This window comes from Pseudomonas lijiangensis (assembly GCF_018968705.1).
GTDB classification, from domain to species: Bacteria; Pseudomonadota; Gammaproteobacteria; order Pseudomonadales; family Pseudomonadaceae; genus Aquipseudomonas; species Aquipseudomonas lijiangensis.
The window spans coordinates 2,601,320-2,626,617 of record NZ_CP076668.1 but is presented as its reverse complement, the minus strand read 5'-3'; the positions used below and the strand labels follow the sequence as shown (position 1 = coordinate 2,626,617).

The following is a 25,298-nucleotide window of genomic DNA, read 5'->3' as shown; positions in this document are numbered from 1 at the left end:
TACAATTTCGTTATCTGAAAAAAGCGCGTCGCTTTGGCCTTAAAGTAAGTAACACATCAGCATTGACTCTGTAGTCCCTACAGACTTCAGAATCCCTTCGCTTCAGCAACCACTGACTCAATTCAAACAGGATATTCAACCATGCGAATCCTTGTGGTCGAGGACGAGCCGAAAACTGCCGAATACATGCATCAGGGCCTGACCGAAAGCGGTTATGTCGTCGATGTTGCCACTACAGGTATCGACGGTCTTTGTCTGGCCCAGCAACAGATCTATGACGTGGTCATCCTGGACATCAACCTGCCGGGCATGGACGGCTGGGATGTCCTGGCACAACTGCGCAAGACCAGTAACACACGGGTCATGATCGTGACCGCCCGTGGTCGTCTCGATGAAAAGATAAAAGGTCTGGAATCGGGAGCCGACGACTATCTGGTCAAGCCGTTCGAGTTTCCCGAACTGCTGGCCCGGATTCGCACCCTCATGCGCCGCAGCGAGCAGGCCAGCGTGCCTCAGGTTCTGCAGGTGGCAGATCTGGAACTTGATCAGGGCCGGCACCGGGCCTTTCGGGGCAAACAGCGCATTGACCTGACCACCAAGGAGTTCGCACTCCTGCATTTGCTGATGCGCCACAGTGGCGAGGTCCTTTCACGCACCCAGATCATTTCTCTGGTATGGGATATGAACTTCGATTGCGACACCAACGTGGTGGAGGTGTCCATCAGGCGCCTGCGGGCCAAGATCGATGACCCGTTCGATAACAAGCTGATTCATACACTGCGCGGCGTGGGTTATGTACTGGAGTACCGGGAATGAAACCCACACGGCTGTCCATGCAACTGGGGCTGACCGTCAGCCTGATGTGCGCCATCCTGGTGATCGTCATGGCGACGCTGGCCTCGCTGGCCATCTCGCGCCAACTGGATCTGCGGGCCAGCAACAGCCTTGAAGAAAAGCTCAAGCAGATCGAGCACAGCCTGGCAGAGACCGCCAGCAGCGCGGATATCATGCTCAACCCCCATAACCTGCGTGACCAGATCATGGGCCATGACGATTTCAGTCTGGCGATCATCGATCCGGACGAGCCGACACATGTGCTGTTCAACATGGGTCATGCAACGGCAGAACAGATTCTGGCCATGAACGCCGACAGCCCCGAAACCGGCAAGGTACTGATCGCCTCAAGGCTGGTGCCATTGCGCGACAAGGAGAAGGTTACCGTCCTGCTGTCTCTGGACCGGCAAAGCGATACTGACTTGCTGCAGTCCTATATGACCTCGACCCTGATCGCCTTGCCGCTGATTCTGCTGCTGGTGGGCGCGGTCGCCTGGTGGGTGGTGCATCGCGGCCTCAAACCGTTGCGGGCCTTTCGCAAGGTGGCGCAAATGATATCGGCCCGGGATCTGACGCATCGGGTCAAGACCAGCGATTTGCCTGACGAACTGAGCAATCTGGCCCATGCGATCAATTTCATGCTGCACCGCCTGGACAGCGATGTTCAACAATTGACGCAGTTCTCGGACGATCTGGCCCATGAGCTTCGCTCGCCCATGAACAACCTGATGGGCAAGGCCCAGGTGACGCTGTCCCGGGAAAGACCGCCCGGCGAGTACAAGCAGGTGCTTGAATCCTGCACCGAAGAACTGGAGCGCATGTCACGCATGGTGTCCCAGATGCTGTTTCTGGCCAGTGTCAGTCAGCCGCTGGCCCCCATCGCTTTCAGCCGAATCGATCTGGAGGAAGAAGTGAACAAGGTGGTCGAACTGTTTGCCTTCTCAGCCGAGGAAAAGAACATTGCCCTGCAGGTGACTGGTCGCGCACGGATAAACGGCGAACGCCTGATGGTTCAGCGCGCCATCTCGAACTTGCTCTCCAATGCCATCAGACACAGCCCTGAAGGCAGCACGATCAACATCAGCCTCGAACAGCAGCAGGGTCAGGTTTCGCTCAATGTCGGTAACGCGGGTGAAGGCATCGAGGCCGAGCACCTGCCACGCCTGTTCGACCGTTTCTACAGGGTTCATGCCAGTCGTTCGCGGCATCAGGGTGGAACCGGGCTGGGGCTGGCAATCGTGCGCTCCATCATGAGCCTGCATGAAGGCCATGTAAGCGTACACAGTACACCGGGGACTTATACAAGCTTCACCATGATATTCCCCGCCACAGAACAACCTGTTTAATGTTTGACGGCAAATTAATGACGCGGCATTAATTATTCTCATTCACTTAAAGTGAAACTTTATAACCCTCCAAAGCGATAGGCAGTTAACCTCAAAACTGTCTATCGCCTCCTCACGTCTAGATTCAAGAAAACTTGAATTAATAGATTCAATTGATACTGCTTTTACGCAATAAAATTTTTCTGCACTCACTATATTTTTTTCACATCCAAGCACCTACATTGATATCACGTTGCCAACTGACTGGTTGTTGGCGGCTGCTCTATAGTGAGCAAAGAGGATCCAAAAATGAAAACAAGAAATATCAGATTGAACACCCGCGCCTTTTTCAGTTTCGGCATTATTTGCCTGCTTCTTGTAGGCTTGGGGACAACGGTCATTTACAAGATGGACAGCCTGCATGACTCGGTCAGCAAGTTCCAGACCGACCTGCTGCCCAGCGTAAGGCAAGCAGGCAAGATCGAAAGCGCTGGCCTGCTCTACCGCCTGGATGCCCGGCGATTCGTGATGGACGAAGAGAGACAGAGCAGCGCCTCCATCGACAAGTTGAAGAATCTGAAAAACACCTTGATTCAGATGACCGACAGCTATGCTCCCATGGTATCCAGCGATACTGAAGAGCAGGTTTATCGTCAGGTCAAAGCCAATGTTCAGGCTTATACCGCCAAGATCGATGAGTTGATGGAGCTCAGCAAGACCAAGACCAACAATGAACTATTCATCTTTATCCGCGACACCAGCAGCCCACAGGCCAAGGCACTTCAATCGTCCATAGAGTCCTTGATAGAGGTCAATGTCAAAGTAGCGGAAAAGTCGAGTGACGCGGCAAACAAGGCCTATGAAAACGGACTGACCGTCACCATCGCTTTTATTGTTATCGCCGTTATCCTGACTGTACTGGTCGCAACCGTGTTTACCCGCAGCGTTGCCCGCCCCGTCAAGGCTCTGCTTGAAACCACCAAACGCATTGCCGAAGGTGATTTGCGTACGCAAGTGGAAATTACCGGTGCCGATGAACTGACCGAACTGCAAAGTGCAACGGCAGCCATGCTCGCCAGCCTGAAAAGTACCATCCAGCATATCTCCGACTCCTCCGGCCTCTTGGCTTCGGCGGCAGAGGAAATGAGTTCGATCACTCAGGAATCGACAAACGGCATCCAGCGTCAATCCATGGAAACCGAACAGGCAGCCACTGCCGTCAATGAGATGACTGCGGCCATCGAAGAGGTAGCTCGCAATGCGGTGTCCGCCTCGGAATCCACCCAGGCCTCGGAACGCTCTGCCAAGACCGGGCAGGAATGCGTCAGCAAGACCATAAACGCACTCGAAAAACTCAGCTCTACGGTCGACCGCACCAGCACCGAAGTTGAAGGACTGGCCAATCAGGCCCAGAACATCACCAAGGTGCTGGATGTCATTCGCGCCATTGCCGAACAGACCAACCTGCTGGCACTCAATGCGGCCATCGAAGCAGCCCGTGCCGGTGAACAGGGTCGTGGCTTCGCAGTGGTTGCCGACGAAGTCCGGGCACTGGCTCATCGCACTCAATCCTCGACCCAGGAAATCGAGCAGATGATTCAGAGCATCCAGAAGGACTCGACTCTGGCTGTGCAATCCATGAAGCAAAGCAGTGAGGAAGCCGATGCCACTTTGCTGATCGCCCAGGAATCCGGAACCGCGATAAAGGAAATCAACACTGCCATTTCCCAGATCAACGAACGCAACCTGCTGATCGCCACAGCCTCCGAAGAACAGGCCCATGTAGCGCGGTCCGTCGATCAGAACCTGGTCAGCATCAGGGATCTTTCGGTGCAAAGCTCTTCGGCTGCCGATCAGACCTCAACTGCGAGCCAGGAGCTTTCAAGACTGGCTGTCGATCTGAACCGACTGGTTTCCCGGTTCTCTGTCTAACTAACGAACTCGTCTGAACAGTACAGGGATGAATGTTCTGCTGATTCACGATCAAGCCAAAGCAGGTATTTATCGTGCTGAAACACATTCCCGTCACCGAGCTTCGCCTCGGCATGTATGTCCACGAACTGTGCGACTTGCGCGCCGACCACTCTTTCTGGACCAGCAGTTTTCTGCTCAAGCATGAAAGCGATCTGCAACGCATCAGGAACTCCAGCGTCACCCGGCTGTGGATCGATGGCAGCCGGGGACTTGATGTACAACCTGTCAGCCTCTGCGAGGCGCCTTCCCCACCCCATGGCCAGGACCAGACTTGCGCGCTGGAAGAAGAGATCGGCTACGCCCGGGAGCTTTGCGCCCGGTCCAAAGCCGCAGTCGTCAAAATCTTCAGCGATGTACGCATGGGCAGGATCGCGGAACTGGAAGACATGGGTGACCTGATCGACGACATTTCCGACTCCCTGGCCCGTCATCCCGACGCCCTGCTCAGTCTGGCCCGCCTGAAAACGGCGGATGAATACACCTACATGCATTCGGTCGCGGTGGGCGGATTGATGATTGCTCTGGCACGCCAACTGGCACTGCCTGAAAGCCTGGTCAAGGAAGCCGGCATGGCAGGCCTGCTGCACGATGTCGGCAAGCTGGCGATACCTGCGGCCATTCTCGGCAAGCCCGGCAAACTCAGCGACGAAGAATTTGCAATCGTGCGCAAGCATCCGGAAATCGGCTGCCAGTTGCTGGGCGAAAGCAAACACTTCAGCCCCAGAGTGCTGGATGTCTGCCTGCACCACCACGAACGCTTCGATGGCAGCGGCTACCCCGACCGGCTCGCTGGTTCACAGATCAGCCTGTTTGCGCGCATGGGTGCCATCTGCGACGTCTACGACGCCATTACTTCCGACCGCCCCTACAAGGCCTGCTGGAGCCCGGCAGAGTCCATCAGCAGGATGGCTGAATGGACCGGGCATTTCGACGAGAAGATATTCCAGGCCTTCGTCAAATGCGTCGGTATCTACCCGGTAGGTTCTCTGGTGCGCCTGGAAAGCGGCAACCTGGGCATCGTCATGGAACAGAACAAGGCTTCACTGCTGACCCCCAAGGTCAAAGTGTTCTACTCGGCACTGTTCAAGATGCCCATCGCCCACACCTTGATAGACCTCTCTACCCTGATCGGACAAGACAGAATCATCAGCCGTGAATGTGCCAAGACCTGGGGTTTCAAGAACCTGGACCACTTGTGGGCGGGAGCACCTGAAAGCGTGGCCCAGTAGGAGAAGGCGCAAACAAAACGTGTGAGAAGCAACTTGCTGGCGAAAAAGGCCTGAAACCGGCAAATATTCTGCGTCGTACGCTGAAGTCGCCAGCAGTTGCCTCCCACAAAGTGATTTATTGACCTTGATTAAGCCTTGGCGGCCATTGCCGTCACTTCCACGCGCATCCCTTCAACCGCCAGGGATGCCACACCAACGGCGGCACGCACTGGCCAGGGTTTGGCGAAGAAGCGCTGATAGACTTCGTTGAACGCAGCGCGGTCAGCCATGTCGGTGAGGTAGATGGTCAGGTGCAATACACGGTCCATGGAGCTGCCCGCACGCTCCAGCGCGACCTTGAGTGCCTGCAGGGTGCATTCGCTCTGTTCGACGATACCGCCCAACTCCAGACTGCCATCAGCGCGAGTAGGAATCTGGGTAGAAACCAGCAAGCCACCGAAACCGGCAACGTCGGAAGAAATGGAAGTCGGGTCGGGATCGGGGGTGAAGGTGATGTCCTGGTTGGCCATGGGAATCTCTTGATCAGTGGTAAGACTGGCGCGTGGTATCACGCCTTTTCGCGCTGCAGTTTACACACTTCAAAAAACGACATGGCCACTCTACCCCAACCCGAACACCTGACTCGGCCGCCTCAGGGAAGGATCAAACGGGTTGATCTTTGCAGTGATGGCGCTGGCTTCGCGCTTGAGCAGTTCGACCACGGTCATGAGCCGGTCCGGCCCCAGCCGGTCGCTGATGGTCGCCACGCTTAACGCTGCGACGGCACGGCCGGTGCGATCGAGAATGGGGACGGCCAGCCCAGCCATCCCCGGCAAGGCGCCGGTATTACGGGCTGCATACCCCTGGCGCCTGACGTTTTCGACTTCCGAGCGCAGAAAGACTTCGTCGTACAGGTGGAAATCCTTGAGCCGTGGCAGGTTGTAGCGAATGACGGTGTCGCGCTCTTCCTCAGGCAGGAAGGCCAGGATCGCCAGGCTGCCCTGCCCCACACCCAACGCCACACGCCCACCGATATCGCCCGTGAAGGTACGGATGGGATACGGCCCTTCGCTGCGGTCCAGGCAGATGGCATCAAAACCACTGCGCGCCAGCAGAAACAATGAGTCGCCCAGGGATGCCGACAGCCTCAACAAGCCAGGCCGCACCAGGTCGCGCAGGTTGCCGGCATTACCGGCCCTGGCCGCCAGGGCGAAGAATTCGATGCTCAATCGATAGCGTTTGCTGAGTACATCCTGCTCGACCATCCCTTCGTCCATAAGGCTGCGCAACAAGCGATGAGTCGTGGGCTGGGAAAGACCGACCTGCTGGGCCAGCTGCGTGACACGCTCGCCTCCTTCGGGGCATTCGCCCAGACAACGCAACACGGCAAACAGACGGGAAACAGCACCTGTACCGACCTCTTTTGATTCTTCATTCCGATCAGTGGAATTCATTGTCCATTTTCCAAACATTAAATTCATTAAATGAATAAATTCAAAAAAAGATGTTATTCAGTGAAATTCTTCATTGAGTGCATCCTAGCCTTCGTCCTACTCTCAGTCCACAAGGGCGATTTGAACAATCATCGGTAGCCGACACAGAGCGAGCACCACGTCCACGCAACTGCATGACCTCACTTCGCATCTGCCCACGATAAACGCGTGCCTCGGCGCGCACGTAGAACAAGGTGCAAGCAGACATGGCATTTCTCCAGCTTGAAGGACTATCAAAACGCTACGGCTCCATCGATGCCGTCATCGCCACCCATCTGGCGGTAGAAAAAGGCGAGTTCGTTTCACTGCTTGGCCCCTCAGGCTGCGGCAAGACCACCACACTGCAAATGATCGCGGGCTTTGTCGAAGTCAGCGCCGGACGCATTGTGCTGGACGGTCGCGACATCACTCATGCCAAACCCAGCAGCCGAGGCCTGGGCGTGGTGTTCCAAAGCTACGCGCTGTTCCCGCACATGAGCGTTGCCGACAATGTCGCCTTTGGCCTGCGCATGCGCAAAGTGCCTGCGGCAGATATCCAGCGTCGGGTAAGCCGGGTGCTGGAACTGGTACGCCTGAGTCAGCATGCTGATCGCTACCCCCGAGAGTTATCGGGCGGGCAACGCCAGCGTGTCGCACTGGCCCGGGCGCTGGTCATCGAGCCTCCGGTGCTGTTGCTCGATGAGCCGCTGTCCAATCTGGACGCCAACCTGCGCGAGGAAATGCAGTTCGAGATCCGGCGTATACAGAATGAAGTGGGGATTACCACGCTGATGGTCACCCACGATCAGGCCGAAGCGCTGTCCATCAGCGACCGTGTGGTCGTCATGCAGGCCGGACGCATTACCCAGATCGACGAGCCTTACAAACTCTACGAACACCCACGCACGCGTTTCATTTCAGGCTTCGTCGGCAAAGCCAACATGCTGTCGGGGGATCTGGATGAAAGCGGGTTGCCTCAGGTCCGGGTGGCTGCCGGTGATGGTGCCCTGACCCTGAGTCTGCGCCCGGAAAAGATCGACCTGACAGAACCCGGTACAGGCCGCCTGCAAGGCCGGATCATCACCCGCTACTTTCTCGGCAGCCAATGGCTGTACCGCATTGAAACCGGGATTGGCGAACTGACCGTTGTACGCCGCAACGATGGCCAGCCGCCGCTGCCGGAAGGTTCAGCCGTTGGCATGGACTGGCAGACCGATCTGCTGCGCGTGCTCGATAGCGATGAGGTACGGCCATGAACCCGCTGAAGCAAATGCGTCAGAACGGTCGTGGCTACTGGCTGTCAGCGCCCGCGCTGGCCCTGTTCATCGGCCTGCTGGTTCTGCCTCTTGGCTTGACACTGATCCTGTCGTTCAACGTCTTCGACTACGAAGTCGGGGTCAAAAGCGATAGCTATACACTGGCCAACTACATCGCCGTCCTGACGGATTCGTACTTCTACGAAATCTTTCTGCGCACCTTCTGGATCAGTGCGCTGGTCACCCTGCTCTGCGTGCTGATCGGTGTGCCGGAAGCCTACATTCTCAGCCGCATGGGCACTCCATGGCGCTCGATATATCTGATTCTGATCCTCACGCCCCTGCTGATTTCAGTGGTAGTCCGGGCCTTTGGCTGGAGCCTGCTGCTGGGGGCCGACGGTCTGGTCAATCAGATGATCCAGGCCATGGGCGGACGACCGGTCAAGCTGCTCTATACGCCGTTCGCCGTCATTATCGCCCTGGTGCATGTAATGCTGCCGTTCATGATCATTCCGGTCTGGACCTCGCTGCAGAAGCTCGACCCGGCTGCCGAACAGGCGGCTCTGTCACTGGGTGCGAGCCAGGCCAAAGTCATGCGCATGGTGGTTCTGCCTCAAATCATGCCAGGCGTGCTGTCCGGCACCCTGATCGTCTTCGGGCTGGCAGCCAGTTCCTTCGCAATCCCGGGCCTGCTGGGTGGTCGACGTTTGAAAATGGTCGCTACGGTGATCTACGACCAGTACCTCTCGGAACTGAACTGGCCCATGGGCGCAACCATCGCGGTGGCGCTGTTGCTGGTGAACCTGCTGATCATGCTGTCGTGGAATCGCATGATCGAAGGCCGTTATAAAAAATCCCTGGGGGAATGATCCATGTCCAAGAACGGTCCTCTGGCCCTGTCATTTCATGCGCTGGTCGTGGTGTTCATGCTCGCGCCACTGGTGGTTGTCTGCCTGGTGGCCTTTACCCCGGAAAACACCCTGAGCCTGCCCACCACCGACTTCTCGCTGCGCTGGTTCAAGGCGGTTTTCGAGCGGGCGGACTTCATCGACTCGTTCTATAACAGCCTGATGCTGGCCTTCGTTTCTGCCACGCTGGCCACCCTGATTGCCGTGCCTGCTGCGCTGGCCATCACCCGCCATGAGTTCCCGGGACGCAACTTCCTCAATGCGCTGTTCCTGTCGCCGATCATCATTCCGCATCTGGTGCTGGGCGTGGCGATGCTGCGGCTGTTTGCGCTGATGGGCGTCAATGGCAGCTTTACATGGTTGATCCTGGCCCACGTGGTGGTGATTACGCCTTATGTGTTGCGACTGGTGATCGCCGCCGCCATCGGCATCGACCGTAGCGCCGAACAGGCTGCCGAGTCATTGGGTGCAAGCCGCTTCACGCTGTTTCGCCAGATCACCCTGCCGATGATCCTGCCCGGCGTCGCCGGAGGCTGGCTGCTGGCATTCATCAACAGTTTCGACGAGGTGACCCTGTCGATCTTCGTCACCTCGCCTGCCACCCAGACCCTGCCGGTGCGCATGTACGTCTACGCCACCGAATCCATCGACCCGATGATGGCCGCCGTCTCGGCGCTGGTCATTGCGCTGACTGCCGCCACCATGATTCTGCTCGACCGGGTCTATGGCCTGGATCGCGTACTGGTCGGCAAACATTAACTTCAGGCCCGGAGCGCATATTCAATGGCATTGCTGAAACGATTGGTCGAACTCGACCGTCCGGCCCTGTCCTTCACCCTGGATGGCCAGCCCGCCAGCGGGTTGCAAGGCGATACATTGCTGACCGCCGTACTGACGGCGAGCGAACACCTGCGCGGCAGCGATTTCAGTGCAGAACCTCGTGCAGGCTTCTGCATGATGGGAGCCTGCCAGGAATGCTGGGTACGCCTGGGAGACGGGCAGCGGGTCAGGGCCTGTTCGACCCTGCTGCAAGCCGACCAGGTTGTCAGTCGCGAACCGGGGCGTCAGTCATGAACGACCATATCGCAACTGACACCAGAAAGGTCGTCATCATCGGCGCCGGCCCTGCCGGAATCCGGGCGGCGCAAACCTTGCTCGAACATGGCGTAAAACCCTGCCTGATCGACGAAGGCCTGCGCGGCGGCGGGCAGATCTATCGCCGCCAGCCGGAGAACTTCAAGCGCTCACCCAAGGACCTGTACGGTTTTGAAGCCGGCAAAGCGATTGCAGTGCATAAGGCCGTGGACGATCTGGCCGACAGCATCGACTATCGTGCACAGACACTGGTCTGGAATGCCGAAAACGGCCGGCTCGACACCCTGAATCAGTCGCGTGCGGGGCAGATCGACTTCTCTCAAGTGATTGTCGCCACCGGCGCAACGGATCGCATTCTCCCCGTTCCGGGCTGGACACTGCCAGGTGTCTACAGCCTGGGCGCTGCGCAAATCGCCCTGAAGTATCAGGGCTGCGCCATCGGCGAAAACGTTGTGCTGGCGGGCAGTGGCCCTCTGCTTTATCTGGTGGCTTATCAATATGCCAAGGCCGGAGCCAGAGTCGTGGCCGTGCTCGATAGCGCGCCCTTCTCCGCGCAATGCCGAGCCTTGCCTGCCTTGCTGAATCAACCGGCCACCCTTGCCAAAGGTCTTTATTACCGGGCATGGCTGACGGCTCATGGCATCCCGGTGCATCAGGGCGCAACGCTGGAGCGTATCGAAGGTGACAAGCGCGTCAGTGGCGTGCGCTGGCAACACAAGGGCCAGCAAAAGCAACTGGCGTGCGATGCCGTGGCCTTTGCCCATGCCTTGCGCAGCGAAACCCAACTGGCGGATATACTCGGCTGCGCATTCAGCTGGAGCCCACAGAACCGTGCCTGGCTGCCGACCCGCGACAATGCGGGGCGCAGCAGCGTTTCAGGGGTTTATCTGGCAGGTGATGGCGCAGCAATCATGGGCGCCGATGCGGCAGAAATGACCGGGGAGCTGGCAGCACTGAGCCTGCTTGAAGACAGCGGCCATCCTGTCGACCAGAACCGCCTCTCGACTCTGCAAAGCAAGCTGCACAAGATCGAGCGCTTTCGCCTGGGGCTGGAGACGGCCTTTCCGTTCCCCGCCGAATGGGCCGCCAACGTACCTGACGAAACCATCATCTGCCGTTGCGAAGAAGTCAGTGCAGGCGACATCAGATCCACAGTGCAAGAAGGCCATTGGGAGATCAATCGGGTCAAGGCCATGTGCAGGGTCGGCATGGGGCGTTGCCAGGGCCGCCTGTGTGGCATGGCCGCAGCGGAAATCATTGCCCGGGAAAGCCATCGCAGGCTGGACAACATTGGTCGACTGCGCGGCCAGGCTCCGATCAAACCGCTGCCGTTCGGCCTGGAGACTGAAGCATGAGCCGCCCTATGGAAACCGATGCACTGATCATTGGCGGTGGCATCGTCGGCGCCTCTGCTGCGCTGATGCTGGCACTCAAGGGCAAGCGGGTGACGCTGCTGGAACGAGACTTCTGCGGCTCGCACTCCAGCGGGGTCAATTACGGCGGCGTCAGGCGCCAGGGTCGGCCTTTGTCCCAACTGCCTCTGTCACAGCGGGCTCACGAGCTATGGGGCAGCCTGCGTGAACTGATCGGCAGTGACGGTGAGTACGTGCGTTCCGGGCACCTGAAACTGGCCCGCAACGAGCAGGACATGAATGCCTTGCGCGCCTACGAGCAAGCCAGCAGGGCCTTTGGCCTGGGCCTGCAACTGCTTGACCGCGCACAGTTGCAGGCTCGTTACCCCTGGGCCGGTGATGGCGCAGTCGGGGCCTCACTGTGCCCGGACGACGGGCATGCCAACCCGCGCCTGGTATCACCGGCCTTCGCCCGTGCGGCGCATAAGGCGGGTGCGCAGATCTTCGAGCAGGCTCAGGTCATCGATGTGGAACATGACGGTCAGGCATTCATCGTCCGCACTGCCAGTGGCCTGCAAGTGCGCGCTCCCTGGCTGCTCAATTGCGCCGGTGCATGGGCGGGTACGCTGGCGGCGCAATTCGGTGAACCCGTGCCGATGTATTCGGGTTATCCCGCCATGCTGGTGACCGAACCCCTGCCCATGTTCATGGATGTCAGCACCGGGGTCGAAGGTGGCGGTATCTATGCAAGGCAGGTGGCCAGAGGCAATTGCATCCTGGGCGGAGGTCAGGGATTCGCCCTGGACCCGTTGCGCGCCCGACCGGGGCAGACAGCGATTCTGGACATCCTGCGCAATGCCGTCGAACTCTACCCGCCACTGGCTGGCGCCCACGCCATTCGCACCTGGAGCGGCACCGAGGGCTATCTGCCCGATCGCGAGCCTGTGCTCGGCCCCAGCCTGCGCCAACCCGGCCTGCTGCACGGTTTCGGTTTTGCCGGTGCGGGTTTCCAGATTGGTCCGGCAGCAGGAGAAGCCCTGGCCGAATGGGTCTGCCAGGGCCGTTCATCGATTGCCATCGAAGCGTTTTCCATCGGTCGCTTCCAGACTCCGGAAACGCCAGCCACTGCCCCCGTACTTGCCAGCAACGTCATTCCAATACACAGAGGAAGGTCGCCCAAATGAAGATTGCCAAACGTATCGCACTCTCAGGCCTGTCATGCCTGCCACTCGCCGCCCTGCTCGCTTCTCAGCCTGCACTGGCCGAAACGACACTGTATCTGGGCATGAACGGCGGAACCATGGAGCGTCTGTATGCCGATCATGTGCTGCCGGCTTTCGAGAAGGCCAACAACGTCAAGGTCGTGATCGTGCCCGGCACCTCTTCGGACATCCTGGCCAAGGTTCAGGCCAGCAAGGACAATCCGCAGATGCACCTGATATTCCTTGATGACGGCATCATGTATCGCGCCATTTCCATGGGCTTGTGCGATACCTTGCAACCCAGCGCGGCATTGGCCGAATTACCGCCTCAGGCCAGAATCAAGGATCAGGCTGCCGCCGTGAGCCTGGGTGTAACAGGTCTGGCCTACAACACCCGCATGTTCAAGGAAAAAGGCTGGAGTGCTCCTACCTCCTGGATGGATCTGGCCGACAAGCGCTTCAAGGACAAGGTCGTGTTCCAGTCACTGGCATCCTCGACCTTTGGTCTGCATGGCTTTCTGATGTTCAACCGTATCCAGGGCGGCACCGAGAGCAACGTCGAACCCGGCTTCAAGGCCTGGCCGAAAACCATTGGCCCGAACGTGCTGGAATACATCGCCAGTTCGGCAAAAATCTCCGAGATGGTGCAGACCGACGAAGCCGCCCTCTTTCCCCTGACACCGACTCAGGTCACGGCCCTGAAACTCAAGGGTGTTCCCGTAGAATACGCACAACCCAAGGAAGGCGCTGTGGTGCTGAACGTCGCGGAATGTGCCATCGCCAAAAACAACCAGCCGGAACTGACCCAGAAGCTGGCAGCCTACCTGCTGACCGCAGAAGCTCAGGCTCCGGCCCTGGAGCTTGGCGACCAGATCCCGTCCAACCCCAATACGCCCACCACTGACAAGACCCGCGATCAGGTCCAGGCCATGAAGAAATACCTGGAAACCGCCGTGACCATCGACTGGGATCAGGTCAACCAGATCCGTCCCGAGTGGAATGCACGCTGGAGTCGCAGCATCGAGCGCTGAAACGCCTGAAACCAGAGACAGCTGGCTGGCAACACAACAGTCGCCAGCAAGCTGCCTCCCACTTCAGCACTCACTCGAGCAACACGCTTACGATTTCTTCAACTAACCCACTACCCCACAGTCACAACCCTAGGTTCGCCTTATTCAGGCGACAGGGGGGCATGGCGACATGAGCTTCACGATCTGCATGACAGTGCTCGGCGTACTGTTGATGCTGCTGGCACTGACATCATCCTTCCTTCGCTGGCTGCCGGTCACGACGTCGGCGGTGTGTCTGGCATTCGGTTTCGTGATCGGCCCCATGGGGCTGGAGATGCTGAAACTGGACGTGCAGGAAGCCAGGCACTGGCTGGAGCGTCTGACCGAAATCGCGGTGCTGTTTTCGTTGTTCAATACCGGAATCAAGCTGCGCCAACCGCTGCGCAGCAAGGCCTGGCACTCGGCTTACTGGCTGGCCGGGCCGGTGATGCTTGCCACCATTGCGGGCACCTGCCTGGCTGCGCATTACCTGCTCGGCCTGTCATGGGGCATGTCGCTGTTGCTGGGTGCCATACTTTCGCCCACCGATCCGGTGCTGGCCGGGCTGGTTCAGGTAACCAATGCCCAGGATCAGGACCGCCTGCGCTTCGGACTTTCCGGCGAAGCTGGCATGAACGATGGCACGGCGTTCCCGTTCGTGATCTTTGCCTTGCTGTATATGAACAATGGCGGGCTGGAAGCCGGATGGATTCAGCACTGGGCACTCAAGAGCCTGGTCTGGGGCGTGCCGGCCGGCATGTTGATCGGTTATGGCATGGGCCGTGGCGTCGGGCATCTGATGATCTTCCTGCGGATCAGGAATGCGGACAGCACCACCTCCCCCAATGACTTCCTGGCGCTGGCCCTGATTGCCCTGTCTTATATCGCTGCAGAAAGTGCAGGCGCTTTTGGTTTTCTCTCGGTATTCGCTGCCGGATTCGGCTTGAGACAGGCAGAAGCGCGCATCACTCAGTCCCACGTTCCCTCGGAGCATATCGCTCAACCGGTGATTGGCCATATGACGGCCGATCAGGAAAAGGCCACGGTGGCCGAAGCCGAGGACCTGACCGAATCACAACTGGCTGCCGGAATCATGATGGGGGATATGCTGGCATTCGGCAGCCTGATCGAACGCTCCATGGAAGTACTGTTGATTACCCTGCTGGGTGCGGCACTTGCGTTGTACTGGGACTGGCGAGCCATTGGTCTTGGCCTGGCCCTGTTCTGCATCATTCGTCCGGCCAGCGTCTGGCTGCTGGTGGGCAGACGCCTGCTGGACCGGCGCCAGAAGGCTCTGGTCGGCTGGTTCGGCATACGTGGAATCGGCAGCCTTTATTACCTGTGTTTTGCCTTGACCCACGGTTTACCGCAAGATGCAGTCCATACCGCCATAGGGATGACGTTGTCGGTGGTTGCGTTGAGTATCCTGCTGCATGGCATTAGCATCCAGCCATTACTGGAGCATTACGAACGCCGTTCGGCAGGCGATAGCAAGACGCCATAGATCCAGTCGATCATGTCATCATCACAAGCGATTGGACTGCGGCAATTGGACTCAGCAAGCTTACGGCTACAGCATATTGAGAAGGTGAGATGTCAGATCCCGTCCTGATGGACCGTTTTGCACGCAAAGTCGATTATCTGCGCATGTCGGTGACCGACCGGTGCGATTTTCGCTGCGTGTACTGCATGGCCGAAGAGATGACATTCCTGCCTCGCCAGCAGATCCTGTCCCTGGAAGAAATCCACCAGATTGCCGAACGCTTCGTTGCCCTGGGCACCCGCAAGATCCGCCTGACCGGTGGAGAGCCGCTGGTGCGTGCCGGTATTGTCGACCTGTGCAAGCGCATCGCCGCCCTGCCCGGCCTGCGGGAACTGTGCATGACCACCAATGGCTCGCAACTGGACAAACTGGCCAGACCGCTGTTCGACGCCGGGGTCACTCGCCTCAACATCAGTCTTGATAGTCTGGACCCGCAACGTTTCCGGGAAATGACACGCACCGGCGACCTGAGCAAGGTGATTGCCGGGATCGACGCCGCCAATGCCGCCGGTTTCACCCACACCAAGCTCAATTGCGTGGTGATGCAAGGCCGCAACGATCATGAGATCAATGATCTGCTGGCCTTTGCCATCGACCGCAAGCTGGACGTTTCCTTTATCGAGGAAATGCCCCTGGGCATCATCAGCGAACACAGCCGCGCCGAGTCGTTCTATTCCAGTGATCAGGTCCGCGAGCGCATCGCCGAGCGCTACACACTGGTTTCGTCCACCGACTCGACCCAGGGCCCGTCGCGCTACTGGCGCCTGGCCGAAGCCCCTGATATTCGCATCGGCTTCATCTCTCCCCACAGCCATAACTTCTGCGGCACCTGCAACCGCGTGCGCCTGACAGTGGAAGGCCGTTTGCTGCTGTGCCTGGGCAACGAGCATTCGGTTGACCTCAAGGCCGTGTTGCGGGCTAACCCCGGCCAGCCCCATAAGCTGGAAAAGGCCATAGTCGACGCCATGCAACTCAAGCCGTGGAGCCATAACTTCACGCTCGATGACAATGTGCAGGTCGTGCGCTTCATGAACATGACGGGCGGCTAGTCAACACGACTACAGCAGTCATATTGAGCTGAAACACTCACAGCTCATGAACGTCATTTGCCCAGCAATTGCTCACGCAAATCGGGGTTGCGGGTCTTGGGGTCCAGCCAGATGGAGAAGAACGCCTTGGCGAACTCGCTGTCCTGAACCACATGCTGCAGCTTGGGGCCGACATAGAAGCGCGCTTCACGTCCCGGCAGGTAGACACCCGTGATTTTCATGCCCGGCTGGACATCGACGAAAGACTGCTGCATCTGCTGGCGCCATACGGACAACTGCTGGTCACTGACGGCCGATCCGGAAATACGCTGGATCTCATCGATGCTGGCATCCACCAGGTCTTCCCGGTCGATGGCACGATGATAAGTGAGCTCCAGCGCCATGGGCGCATCCGCCACAAACGGCTTTGCAGGGCTCCACAGACGGGCCGTATAGATACGAAATCCAAACACACTGAAGTCGCCGGAACCGACGACACGGGAATCGGGCAATGCTTCACGCCAGTCGGCAAATGCGCTGCCGCTGAGCATAAGCACCAGCCACAACCAGCGCGGCGCAATCATGTGAAGCCTCTGTGGCGCCTGCGGGACTGGCCCACAGGCAGAAAGATGGAAGAGCCAGCGGCGTGGTCTATACCGCGAACGGCAATGTCAGCGCCATACCGGCTGGCTCTGCTGTAAAAGCTATACTACAGCGGTAATTTTGTACAACACTCGGACAAAGTTTTTTATCAAAAATGAAACAATTTTTCACATTGCCGGATAAAGCGGTTCACCCAGGTTGAGCATCAACCGGTTGGCCCAGGCAAAGATGGAAATGGCGTGGATCAGATCCAGTACCTGTCCATCATCGAGCCCCTGCTCACGCAACGGCCTGATCTGCTCGGCGCCCAGGGCAGCCGGGTCCAGGGTCAGATCGATGGCAAAGCGCACAATGGCCTTCTCCCGTTCCGTGGTTCCCGCCGTCTGTGGATCGGCAAATATCTGCGCAATCACATCATTGCGCTTGGCCAGTTGCTCGAAGCGCTGGGCATGCACTGAAGCACAATAAACACACTGATTGATTCGCGACACGACGGTACTGGCCAGTTCGCGCTCCGCACGGGACAAACCGCCCGGCGCGTACATGATCGCGTTGAACGCAACGGAGCGCTGACGCAGGATCTGCGGCTGATGGACCAGTGTCAGGTAGTAATCCGACGTCTTGGCCTGGGGATGGCTTTCTTCCAGCACCGCCAGTTGCTCCGGCGTGGCACTGTCCAGTTGCACCGTGGGCAACCAGGCCTTCCAGCCCAGCACTTCGTTGGTAAAACCGTTGCTGCGAATGGGCTCGCTCATTGTGCTTCTCCCAAGGCCGACAAGGCACCAAGGCCGGCCGCCAGCCGTACCTGATACGACAGGAATGCAATCAACTGCGCCAGCACCACGATTTCCGAGGACGACAGACCTGCGGCCTGCAGAACCTGCAAGGCCGCACGATCACCTTCGACCGGCGACTCGATCAAGGTGCGGGTGAACAGCAGAATCGCCGAAAGGCGCGCATCGCTCAGTGCCTCGACGGAACCCGAATCAATCGAGGCCACCAGCGCCGGATCGATATTCAGCGCCTGCAACTGCTCAAGGTAGTAACCCGCCAGCAAGGCGTTTGGTGTCAGATGGCTGGCGTAATACGCCACCAGCAGACGCTCGACGAGTGACAGATTGTCTTGCAGCGCCGGGTCGAAAAACAGCTCATGACTGCCCTGCGTTGCCGCCACGACTTTGTCACGGGCATGGCGCACCTTGTACAGAGCGGTTTCAGGCCCGATGCCCAGCAAGGTATCCAGGACATCGAGGCCCGGTTCTACAGTTGAGGTCATATTCATTTCCATCAAACAAAATGCAACTTCATGAGTGACTGCCTTCCCGGATAAATCCGGTCCTACAGACTTGTCACTGGTGGGTTTCAAGGCTGTTCGGTCACCATGCTCGCGGCGGTGCGGTCACTGACCAGCGGCTCGACTTTCAGGCCTTTGCGCGCCGCCCAGATGTTCTGGTAATGGAACAGCGGGATGATGCCGACATCGTCAGCCACTACCTTGGCAGACTGCTCCAGGATCGCCCGGCGCTTGGCATCGTCGAACTCGGAAGTAGCATCGACCAGCGCCTTATCCACCAGCGGGTTGCTGTAATGGCCCCAGTTGGAGGCACCGCGACCTTTGACGCTGTCTACCGTGGTCAGGATGTTGGTCAGTGCATAGGCGGCTTCGCCCGTGCCGTTACCCCAGGCAACCACACTGATCGCAAATTCGTTCTTGTTGGCCTTGCCTGCATAAACAGCCCACGGCAGCACTTCCAGTTGCACCTTGACGCCAATGCGCGACCAGAACTGCGCCACCGCCTGCAGGGTTTCCGGCGCCTGCGGGTAACGGTCGCCCGGTACGTGCACGGTCAACTGGAAGCCTTCGGGGAAGCCAGCCTGAGCCAGCAGCTCCTTGGCCTGTTTCGGGTCATAAGGAATGTTCTTCAGCTCAGAGTTGTAGCCAAAGGTCTTGGCCGGCATCCACTGATTGGCCTCGGTCACCGTGCCCTGCATGATGCGCTCGACAATCGCCTGGCGGTTGATGGCCAGGTTCAAGGCCTTGCGCACCCGCACATCTCGCAGCGGGTTCTCGGCCAGCGGCTTGCCGGCATTGTCACGAATGAACTCGTTGGGGCCTTCACGGAAGCTTGGCTGAATCAGCAAGGCCCGCAGGCCCGGATACGCGAAGACACTGACATTCGGGCTCTTCTTCAGGCGCTCGACATCGGTCGGCGACACCTTGTCGATCACGTCCACATCACCGGCCAGCAAGGCCGCCGTACGGCTCGCGGCGTTGGAGATGAAGCGATAATCCACTTTGTCCCACAGCGGTTTCGGCCCCCAATAGTCGGCATTGCGCTCGAAGATCGTGCGGTCGCCCGGCACGAATGACACAAAGCGATAAGGCCCGGTACCGACCATCGCCTTGCCGCTGTTGTAATCGGCGCTTTGCGCGTCGGCACCCACGTGGCGGCTGACGATGTAGATCGAGTCCACGTCCGGCAGCAGGTTGGCGTTGGGTGTAAGGGTCTTGATGATCAGGGTGTGATCATCCTTGGCCGTGACCGACTCCACCGTGCGCATGGCCCCGGCATAAGACGCCACGCTGCCCGGCACCTTGCGGGCACGCTCGAAGGAGAACACGAAGTCATCGGCGGTCAGGGGCTTGCCGTCCTGCCATTTGACGTCCTTGCGCAGGTTGAACTCCCAGGTCTTGTCGTCCAGGACTTTCCAGCTTTGCGCCAGACCCGGCAGGGTCTTGTCGTCACGACGATTGACCAGCGACTCGAAGGCATGCAGGGCAACCGAGCGGTCACCGGCATAGTTGTTCAATTGCGGGTCAAGCGAGGAGACCGGATCGGCATAACCGATACGCAGACTCTGCGCCGCTGCGCTGCCGGCGGCCAGGATCAGGGCCGAGGCCAACAGTGAACGGACAAGTGGTTTCATGGGCTATTCCTTGTGCGTAATGGCAATGAGCGCCAGCATTGCAGCGCTCGTTCGGTGCTATTCATTGAGGTGACAGGCACTCAGGTGGCCGGGTGCGACTTCCCTGAGCGTTGGAACTTCCTCGCGGCAGCGCGCCGTGGCATGCGGACAGCGAGGATGGAAATGACACCCGGCAGGCGGGTTCAGCGGGCTGGGGATTTCCCCTTTTATCGCGTCATAACGGGCGCTGCGGACATCGAAGCGCGGAATCTGTGCCAGCAGAGCCTGCGTATAGGGGTGATTGGCTCGTGCAAACAGGTCATCGACACTGGCACTCTCCACCACCCGCCCCAGATACATCACCACCACGCGATCACAGAGGTGTTCCACCACTCCGAGATCGTGACTGATGAACAGATAGGTCAGGCCCAGTTCATCGCGCAGGTCCATGAACAGGTTGAGGATCTGCGCCTGAATGGACACGTCCAGCGCCGCTACCGACTCGTCGCACACCAGAAGCTGCGGCTGTACCGCCAACGCCCGGGCAATGCCGATGCGCTGGCGCTGGCCACCGCTGAACTGATGCGGGTAACGCTGGCGCAGTTGCGGACTCAGACCGGCACGCTGTAGCTGCGCGCTGACATAATCGTCAAACCCGGCCTTGTCGGTCAGGCCATGCAGCAAGGCGCCCTCCCCGACAATACGGTCGACCCGCAGGCGCGGATTGAGACTGGAAGACGGGTCCTGAAAAATCATCTGGATCTTCAGCCGCGCTGCCAGACGCTCTTCGGGCGTCAGGTCTTCAAGGCGCTTGCCGTCGATGGAAGCCGTCCCCGAAGAAACAGGCAGCAACCCGGCCACCATGCGGCCCAGCGTTGACTTGCCGCAGCCGGACTCACCCACCAGCCCTACGACTTCGCCACGGTTGATACGCAAGTCGACGCGATCCACCGCATGGGTCACGGCTGATGGCCTGGACCACTTCATGCGCTGCAGCCACTGATTCAATGTGCTGTCGTTATTGCGCTTACCGAAGGTTTTACTGACCTGGCTCAATTCGACGATGGGCGTCTGGTTAATACTCATCGGCAGCTCCCGGATGAAAACAACGGACCAGGCGACCCGCTTCGATTTCGCGACTCTGTGGCTCCTGCTCGCACTGGTTGCTCGCTCGGGAGCAACGTGCAGCAAAGGCGCATCCGGCAGGCATCGACAACAGATCCGGGGCCATGCCGGGGATCTGACGCAGACGCTGGCCACGCTTGTTGCGGCTCGGAAGGCTGTCGATCAGGCCCTGGGTGTAAGGATGCTGTGGACGATCCAGCACCGCCGATACAGGGCCTTGCTCGACGATACGACCGGCATACATCACGGCGATGTCATCCGCCAGACCGGCCACCACTGAAAGGTCATGGGTAATCCAGATCAGGGAGGTTCCTTGTTGACGCACAAGCTTTTGCACTTCACTGAGAATCTGCGCCTGAATGGTCACATCCAGCGCCGTGGTCGGCTCGTCGGCGATAATCAGGTCCGGTGCATGCAACAGGGCAATGGCAATCGCCACCCGCTGGCGCATGCCGCCGGAAAGCTGATGCGGATAGGCATTCAGGCGCTCGTCCGGGCTGGGAATCCCCATCAGCGCCAGGGTATCGCTGGCATGCTGACGCGCCTCGCGACGCCCCATCGAGCGATGAGCCTGGACCGCTTCGATCATTTGCGTGTCGATGCGCAGGACCGGATTGAGGGTCATCATCGGGTCCTGAAAGATCATCGCAATGCGATTGCCCTGCAGGCTGCGCAACTGCGAAGTACTGAGCTTCGTCAGATCGCGCCCTTGAAACACCACTTCACCACCGCTGATACGCCCCGGCGCATCGACCAGCCCGAGAATGGAAAAACCGGTCACCGACTTGCCGGATCCCGACTCGCCCACCAGACCGAGAATCCGCCCCGGTTGAAGACGCAGGGAAACATCGCGCACGGCAGGCAGGACGCCCGCCCGGGTATCGAACGACGTACAGAGGTTGCGCACATCCAGAGTCGGTTGCGCCAGGGAAACTTCAGGCACGCTCATCGTTGCAACCTCGGGTTCAAGACATCACGCAGGCGGTCACCCACCAGATTGATGGCCACAATGGTGATCAACAGCGCCAGCCCCGGAAAGAAACTGATCCAGTATTCGTTGCTGAGCATGTACTGGAAGCCGTTGGCAATCAGCAGCCCGAGGGACGGTTCGGTAATCGGCACGCCGAGGCCCAGGAACGACAAGGTCGCCTCCAGAGTGATCCCCCTGGCAATCTGCAAGGCACCGATCACGATCAGCGGCGGCAGGCAGTTGGGCAGGATATGCCGCACGACGATCCGCCATGAGCCGATCCCCTGCCCCCGCGCCGCATCAACGTACTCGCGGCGGCTTTCGGTCAAGGCCTGCCCCCGTGCGGTACGGGCGTAATAGGCCCATTCGAGCAACACCAGCGTCAGCATCACATTGCCGACGCCCTTGCCCAGCCAGGCCAGAATCATCAACGCCATGAGAATCACCGGGAAAGACAGCAGCAGATCCACCAGACGCATCAGCAAGGCATCGAGCCATCCGCCGACATAAGCCGACAGCAAGCCCAGCAAGGTGCCAACGGCAGCGGCAATCAGTGCAGAACCGATCCCGACCCACAGACTGATACGCAGCCCGTAGATGATCGCCGACAGCAGATCCCGGCCCTGTCCGTCGGTGCCCAGCCAGTAGGTGTAGCCACCGTCGAGGTTTTCGCTGCCCGGCGGCAGGCGAGCATCCAGCACATTGAGCTGCATCAGGTCATAGGGGTTCTGAAACGCTATCCAGGGCGCCAGCACCGCCATCAACATGATCACCAGCAACACCAGCAGACCGAACATGGCCGTATAGGAGCGAGAAAACTCCACGGCGCCGAGCCGCCATGGCGATTGCACGTGCAGGCGTGCGACCTGTACCTGACTCATCGGCCAGCCTCGACGCGCACACGCGGATCAAGCAGGTAATACAACGCATCGACGATCAGATTGAGTACCACGAAGATCACGACCACCACCATCAGATAAGCCACGACAACCGGGCGATCCAGCATATTGATACTGTCCAGGATCAGCTTTCCGGCACCTGGCCAGGCAAAGATACTTTCAGTCACCACGGCATAGGCGATGGTCGACCCCAACTCCATTGCCAGCACCGTCACCAGCGGGATCATGGTGTTGCGCATCACATGCATGCACATCACCCGGATCGGCGAGAGGCCCTTGGCACGGGCGAACTTGACAAACTCCTGAGGCAAGACCTCACGCACACCGGCACGGGTCAGGCGCAGCACCAGGGAAATCTTGAACAGCGCCAGGTTGAGCGCCGGCAGAATCAGGTGCTGCAGGCCATCGAGGGTCAGGAACGACCACTGCACGCCGAGAAACTCCCGCGTTTCCCCGCGCCCGCTGGCCGGCAGCCAGCCCAGATGGATCGAGAACAGCATGATCATCATCAGCGCCACCCAGAACGCAGGCAGCGAGAAGCCCACGATGCTGCTGGCCATCATCACCCGCGATACCGGGTGATCGGGATAGGTGCCCGCGAACATGCCCAGCGGCACACCCAGCAACACCGCCAGAAACAAGGCACTGAACGCCAGTTCGAACGTGGCAGGCAGGCGTTGCAGGATCAGGCGCATGGCATCTTCGTGATAGACGAAACTCTGACCGAGATTGCCGCTCGCCGCGCCCTTGAGGAACAGCAGGTATTGCTGCCACAGCGGCTTGTCCAGCCCCAGATGGGCGATGGCAGCCAGACGCTCGGCCTGGTTCAGGTCCTCACCCACCAGAATGTCCATCGGATTACCGATGGCATTCAGGCCGATAAACACCACCAGCGTCATGAGCAACACCACCAGCAACGACTGCACCAGGCGCCGCACAGCCCAGCCGATCATCCGAGCAACTCTTGGGCTGTGGGCGCACCGGCGACCCATTCGTCGCCCAGCAATTCGGGCTCGTTGTAGCTCTGCATGGAGGCAAAATGCAAATCGATGTCCTCGTTGAACAACTGCCCTGCCAGCCCATGAGCCAGGCGCTTGGCGCCTTCGCTGATGGCCGGAATGTCCCCGGATACCGCCCCGTAACTCAGGGCTGCCGGGTAATTGAAGCAATGAATTTTCTCGATCCCCGGACACGCGCCTGGGGTTTTCTGCTGAAACTCGAAACAGGTTCCCAGATCCGGTAGGGAACCCAGCTCGGCATCGAACTCATCCTCCGGTGCCTCGAAGCGATCGCTCCAGACCTGAATGTGCCTGGCGAAAGAAGAGAACTCGGGGCGCAGGTTGAAGTCGGTCCGAAAGCCTGTAGCAAAGACCAGAAAGTCGTACTCCAGCTTCGCATTGGGCGTACGCACCACCAGCGCGCCGGACTCGTTCTGCCGGACCGAAACAACCGGGCTGTTAAGCAGAAAGCGCGAGTCGGGTGAACGGGAAACCCGCTGCGTGCTGCCACGGGGTGGAGGTACTTGCTGGGCATTGAGGTAACGGCGGATGCGCCACTTCCAGCTGTCCGGCAAACGCCAGTAACCGTGGGTCATACCCGGATTACCCGCGCCCTTGCCTTTGTTGACCCTCGGCAACTCTGCACGACGTATCAGCAAGTCAACCTTCTGCGCGCCCGCCTCCAGTGCCGTGGCAGCGCTGTCCATGGCCGAAGCACCACCACCGATCACGGCCACCCGCTTGCCGACAAACCAGTCATCCTGCAAACCATCGGCCGAGTGCGCCCATACATCGCGAGGCAGCTCATGAGCAAAATCCGGCACCCAAGGGCCGCCGAGGCCATCACGCCCGGTCGCCAGCACCACATGCCGGGCTACATAGTGCTGATTGTGGCCGGGGCTGACGATATCCAGCTCGACCAGACCATCGGCGCGAGGCTGAACGCGGCTGACCCGGTGCTCATTGCGCACATCCAGATCCAGCACCTTGCGATACCAGCGCAGGTAATCCGCCCATTGCAGACGCGGGATCTTGTCCAGCGCATTCCAGGCCTCAAGCCCGAACTGCGCCTCGAACCAGGCACGGAATGTCAGGGCCGGCAAACCCAGCGCCGGACCGGTCAGTTGCTTGGGTGAACGCAGGGTTTCCATGCGCGCCGTGGTCGCCCACGGGCCTTCAAAACCGGTTGGGGACTGATCGAAAATCGTCGTCACCACACCCAGATGACGCAACTCGGCTGCCAGCGCCAAGCCGGCCATTCCGCCACCGATGATCGCAACATCCAGTACCGGGGCATCCTGATGCAAACGCGGCTTGACCCAAGGCGAGGCTGGCAGATCCAGCCACTCCAGATCCTGCTTGAGCCGGGCCTGCAGGGCGGCAAGGCCAATCGGTGCGTTTGTATCGGGCATTTTCAGTACTCGTGCTGAAGATCATGGATAGAGCGAATCCATACAAAAAACGCTCCAAACTCACAATTACTGAATTCATAAGGCTTATGAATTCAAAAAACGAATACTAAAAGCTGATATTTATTACTACAACGGCAA

Annotated in this window: 24 protein-coding genes; 13 read left to right on the top strand and 11 right to left on the bottom strand. The window is 59.1% G+C overall.

What is annotated here, in order from left to right; translation table 11 throughout:
* Positions 1 to 141: 141 nt before the first annotated feature.
* The 4 genes from KQP88_RS11425 to KQP88_RS11410 all read left to right on the top strand — a co-directional run bounded on the left by KQP88_RS11425 (position 142) and on the right by KQP88_RS11410 (position 5,362).
* The gene (locus KQP88_RS11425; RefSeq protein WP_216705732.1) at positions 142 to 816 is read left to right on the top strand and encodes a heavy metal response regulator transcription factor; all 675 of its coding nucleotides are present in this window, start codon (positions 142 to 144) and stop codon (positions 814 to 816) included.
* Complete coding sequence (locus KQP88_RS11420) at positions 813 to 2,180, top strand: heavy metal sensor histidine kinase (protein WP_216705731.1); 1,368 nt, start codon at positions 813 to 815, stop codon at positions 2,178 to 2,180. Before KQP88_RS11425 ends, KQP88_RS11420 begins: the two co-directional genes overlap by 4 nt.
* Before the next feature lie 288 nt (positions 2,181 to 2,468).
* On the top strand, positions 2,469 to 4,091 hold the full coding sequence (locus KQP88_RS11415) for a methyl-accepting chemotaxis protein (protein ID WP_216705730.1): 1,623 nt from the start codon (positions 2,469 to 2,471) through the stop codon (positions 4,089 to 4,091).
* A gap of 74 nt (positions 4,092 to 4,165) precedes the next feature.
* A complete protein-coding gene (locus KQP88_RS11410) occupies positions 4,166 to 5,362 on the top strand; it encodes an HD-GYP domain-containing protein (RefSeq protein WP_216705729.1) in 1,197 nt (398 codons plus the stop codon).
* Positions 5,363 to 5,490: 128 nt separating this feature from the next.
* Here KQP88_RS11410 and KQP88_RS11405 read toward each other — a convergent pair whose 3' ends face one another.
* Both KQP88_RS11405 and KQP88_RS11400 read right to left on the bottom strand, forming a co-directional pair.
* The gene (locus KQP88_RS11405) at positions 5,491 to 5,871 is read right to left on the bottom strand and encodes a RidA family protein (RefSeq protein ID WP_200994930.1); all 381 of its coding nucleotides are present in this window, start codon (positions 5,869 to 5,871) and stop codon (positions 5,491 to 5,493) included.
* A 90-nt stretch (positions 5,872 to 5,961) separates the two neighbouring features.
* Positions 5,962 to 6,795: an IclR family transcriptional regulator gene (locus KQP88_RS11400; protein ID WP_095068018.1), complete on the bottom strand. Its 834-nt coding sequence runs from the start codon at positions 6,793 to 6,795 to the stop codon at positions 5,962 to 5,964.
* A 245-nt stretch (positions 6,796 to 7,040) separates the two neighbouring features.
* Between KQP88_RS11400 and KQP88_RS11395 the strand changes: the two genes are divergently transcribed.
* From KQP88_RS11395 to moaA, 9 genes are all read left to right on the top strand, one after another.
* A complete protein-coding gene (locus KQP88_RS11395) occupies positions 7,041 to 8,069 on the top strand; it encodes an ABC transporter ATP-binding protein (protein ID WP_216705728.1) in 1,029 nt (342 codons plus the stop codon).
* A complete protein-coding gene (locus KQP88_RS11390; RefSeq protein ID WP_216705727.1) occupies positions 8,066 to 8,938 on the top strand; it encodes an ABC transporter permease in 873 nt (290 codons plus the stop codon). The genes KQP88_RS11395 and KQP88_RS11390 overlap by 4 nt, the downstream gene beginning before the upstream one ends.
* A 3-nt stretch (positions 8,939 to 8,941) precedes the next feature.
* The gene (locus KQP88_RS11385) at positions 8,942 to 9,736 is read left to right on the top strand and encodes an ABC transporter permease (protein ID WP_200994926.1); all 795 of its coding nucleotides are present in this window, start codon (positions 8,942 to 8,944) and stop codon (positions 9,734 to 9,736) included.
* Positions 9,737 to 9,760: 24 nt separating this feature from the next.
* Positions 9,761 to 10,051, top strand: a complete 291-nt coding sequence (locus KQP88_RS11380; protein WP_216705726.1) for a (2Fe-2S)-binding protein — start codon at positions 9,761 to 9,763, stop codon at positions 10,049 to 10,051.
* Complete coding sequence (locus KQP88_RS11375) at positions 10,048 to 11,427, top strand: FAD/NAD(P)-dependent oxidoreductase (protein ID WP_216705725.1); 1,380 nt, start codon at positions 10,048 to 10,050, stop codon at positions 11,425 to 11,427. The genes KQP88_RS11380 and KQP88_RS11375 overlap by 4 nt, the downstream gene beginning before the upstream one ends.
* Complete coding sequence (locus KQP88_RS11370) at positions 11,424 to 12,608, top strand: NAD(P)/FAD-dependent oxidoreductase (RefSeq protein WP_216705724.1); 1,185 nt, start codon at positions 11,424 to 11,426, stop codon at positions 12,606 to 12,608. The genes KQP88_RS11375 and KQP88_RS11370 overlap by 4 nt, the downstream gene beginning before the upstream one ends.
* On the top strand, positions 12,605 to 13,657 hold the full coding sequence (locus KQP88_RS11365; RefSeq protein ID WP_216705723.1) for an ABC transporter substrate-binding protein: 1,053 nt from the start codon (positions 12,605 to 12,607) through the stop codon (positions 13,655 to 13,657). The genes KQP88_RS11370 and KQP88_RS11365 overlap by 4 nt, the downstream gene beginning before the upstream one ends.
* Positions 13,658 to 13,826: 169 nt before the next feature.
* On the top strand, positions 13,827 to 15,179 hold the full coding sequence (locus KQP88_RS11360) for a cation:proton antiporter (protein ID WP_216705722.1): 1,353 nt from the start codon (positions 13,827 to 13,829) through the stop codon (positions 15,177 to 15,179).
* Between the two features lie 89 nt (positions 15,180 to 15,268).
* Positions 15,269 to 16,267, top strand: coding sequence for a GTP 3',8-cyclase MoaA (gene moaA / locus KQP88_RS11355; protein ID WP_200994920.1), 999 nt, complete (start codon positions 15,269 to 15,271; stop codon positions 16,265 to 16,267).
* A gap of 53 nt (positions 16,268 to 16,320) precedes the next feature.
* Here the strand turns inward: moaA and KQP88_RS11350 are convergent, their stop codons facing one another.
* From KQP88_RS11350 to KQP88_RS11310, 9 genes are all read right to left on the bottom strand, one after another.
* On the bottom strand, positions 16,321 to 16,830 hold the full coding sequence (locus KQP88_RS11350; protein ID WP_216705721.1) for a chalcone isomerase family protein: 510 nt from the start codon (positions 16,828 to 16,830) through the stop codon (positions 16,321 to 16,323).
* Between the two features lie 186 nt (positions 16,831 to 17,016).
* Positions 17,017 to 17,604: a peroxidase-related enzyme gene (locus KQP88_RS11345; protein WP_200994918.1), complete on the bottom strand. Its 588-nt coding sequence runs from the start codon at positions 17,602 to 17,604 to the stop codon at positions 17,017 to 17,019.
* Entirely contained in the window at positions 17,601 to 18,125 is a 525-nt protein-coding gene (locus tag KQP88_RS11340; protein ID WP_216705720.1) for a CMD domain-containing protein, read from the bottom strand. The genes KQP88_RS11345 and KQP88_RS11340 overlap by 4 nt, the downstream gene beginning before the upstream one ends.
* A gap of 86 nt (positions 18,126 to 18,211) precedes the next feature.
* Positions 18,212 to 19,777 carry an ABC transporter substrate-binding protein gene (locus KQP88_RS11335; RefSeq protein ID WP_200994916.1) on the bottom strand — a complete coding sequence of 522 codons (1,566 nt, stop codon included), beginning with the start codon at positions 19,775 to 19,777 and terminating at the stop codon, positions 18,212 to 18,214.
* 57 nt (positions 19,778 to 19,834) lie between these two features.
* Complete coding sequence (locus tag KQP88_RS11330) at positions 19,835 to 20,842, bottom strand: ABC transporter ATP-binding protein (RefSeq protein WP_216705719.1); 1,008 nt, start codon at positions 20,840 to 20,842, stop codon at positions 19,835 to 19,837.
* Complete coding sequence (locus KQP88_RS11325) at positions 20,832 to 21,830, bottom strand: ABC transporter ATP-binding protein (RefSeq protein ID WP_216705718.1); 999 nt, start codon at positions 21,828 to 21,830, stop codon at positions 20,832 to 20,834. Before KQP88_RS11325 ends, KQP88_RS11330 begins: the two co-directional genes overlap by 11 nt.
* Positions 21,827 to 22,732 carry an ABC transporter permease gene (locus KQP88_RS11320; protein ID WP_216705717.1) on the bottom strand — a complete coding sequence of 302 codons (906 nt, stop codon included), beginning with the start codon at positions 22,730 to 22,732 and terminating at the stop codon, positions 21,827 to 21,829. Before KQP88_RS11320 ends, KQP88_RS11325 begins: the two co-directional genes overlap by 4 nt.
* The gene (locus KQP88_RS11315; protein ID WP_216705716.1) at positions 22,729 to 23,703 is read right to left on the bottom strand and encodes an ABC transporter permease; all 975 of its coding nucleotides are present in this window, start codon (positions 23,701 to 23,703) and stop codon (positions 22,729 to 22,731) included. The genes KQP88_RS11320 and KQP88_RS11315 overlap by 4 nt, the downstream gene beginning before the upstream one ends.
* Positions 23,700 to 25,160, bottom strand: coding sequence for an FAD-dependent oxidoreductase (locus KQP88_RS11310; protein WP_216705715.1), 1,461 nt, complete (start codon positions 25,158 to 25,160; stop codon positions 23,700 to 23,702). The genes KQP88_RS11315 and KQP88_RS11310 overlap by 4 nt, the downstream gene beginning before the upstream one ends.
* Positions 25,161 to 25,298 lie beyond the last annotated feature (138 nt).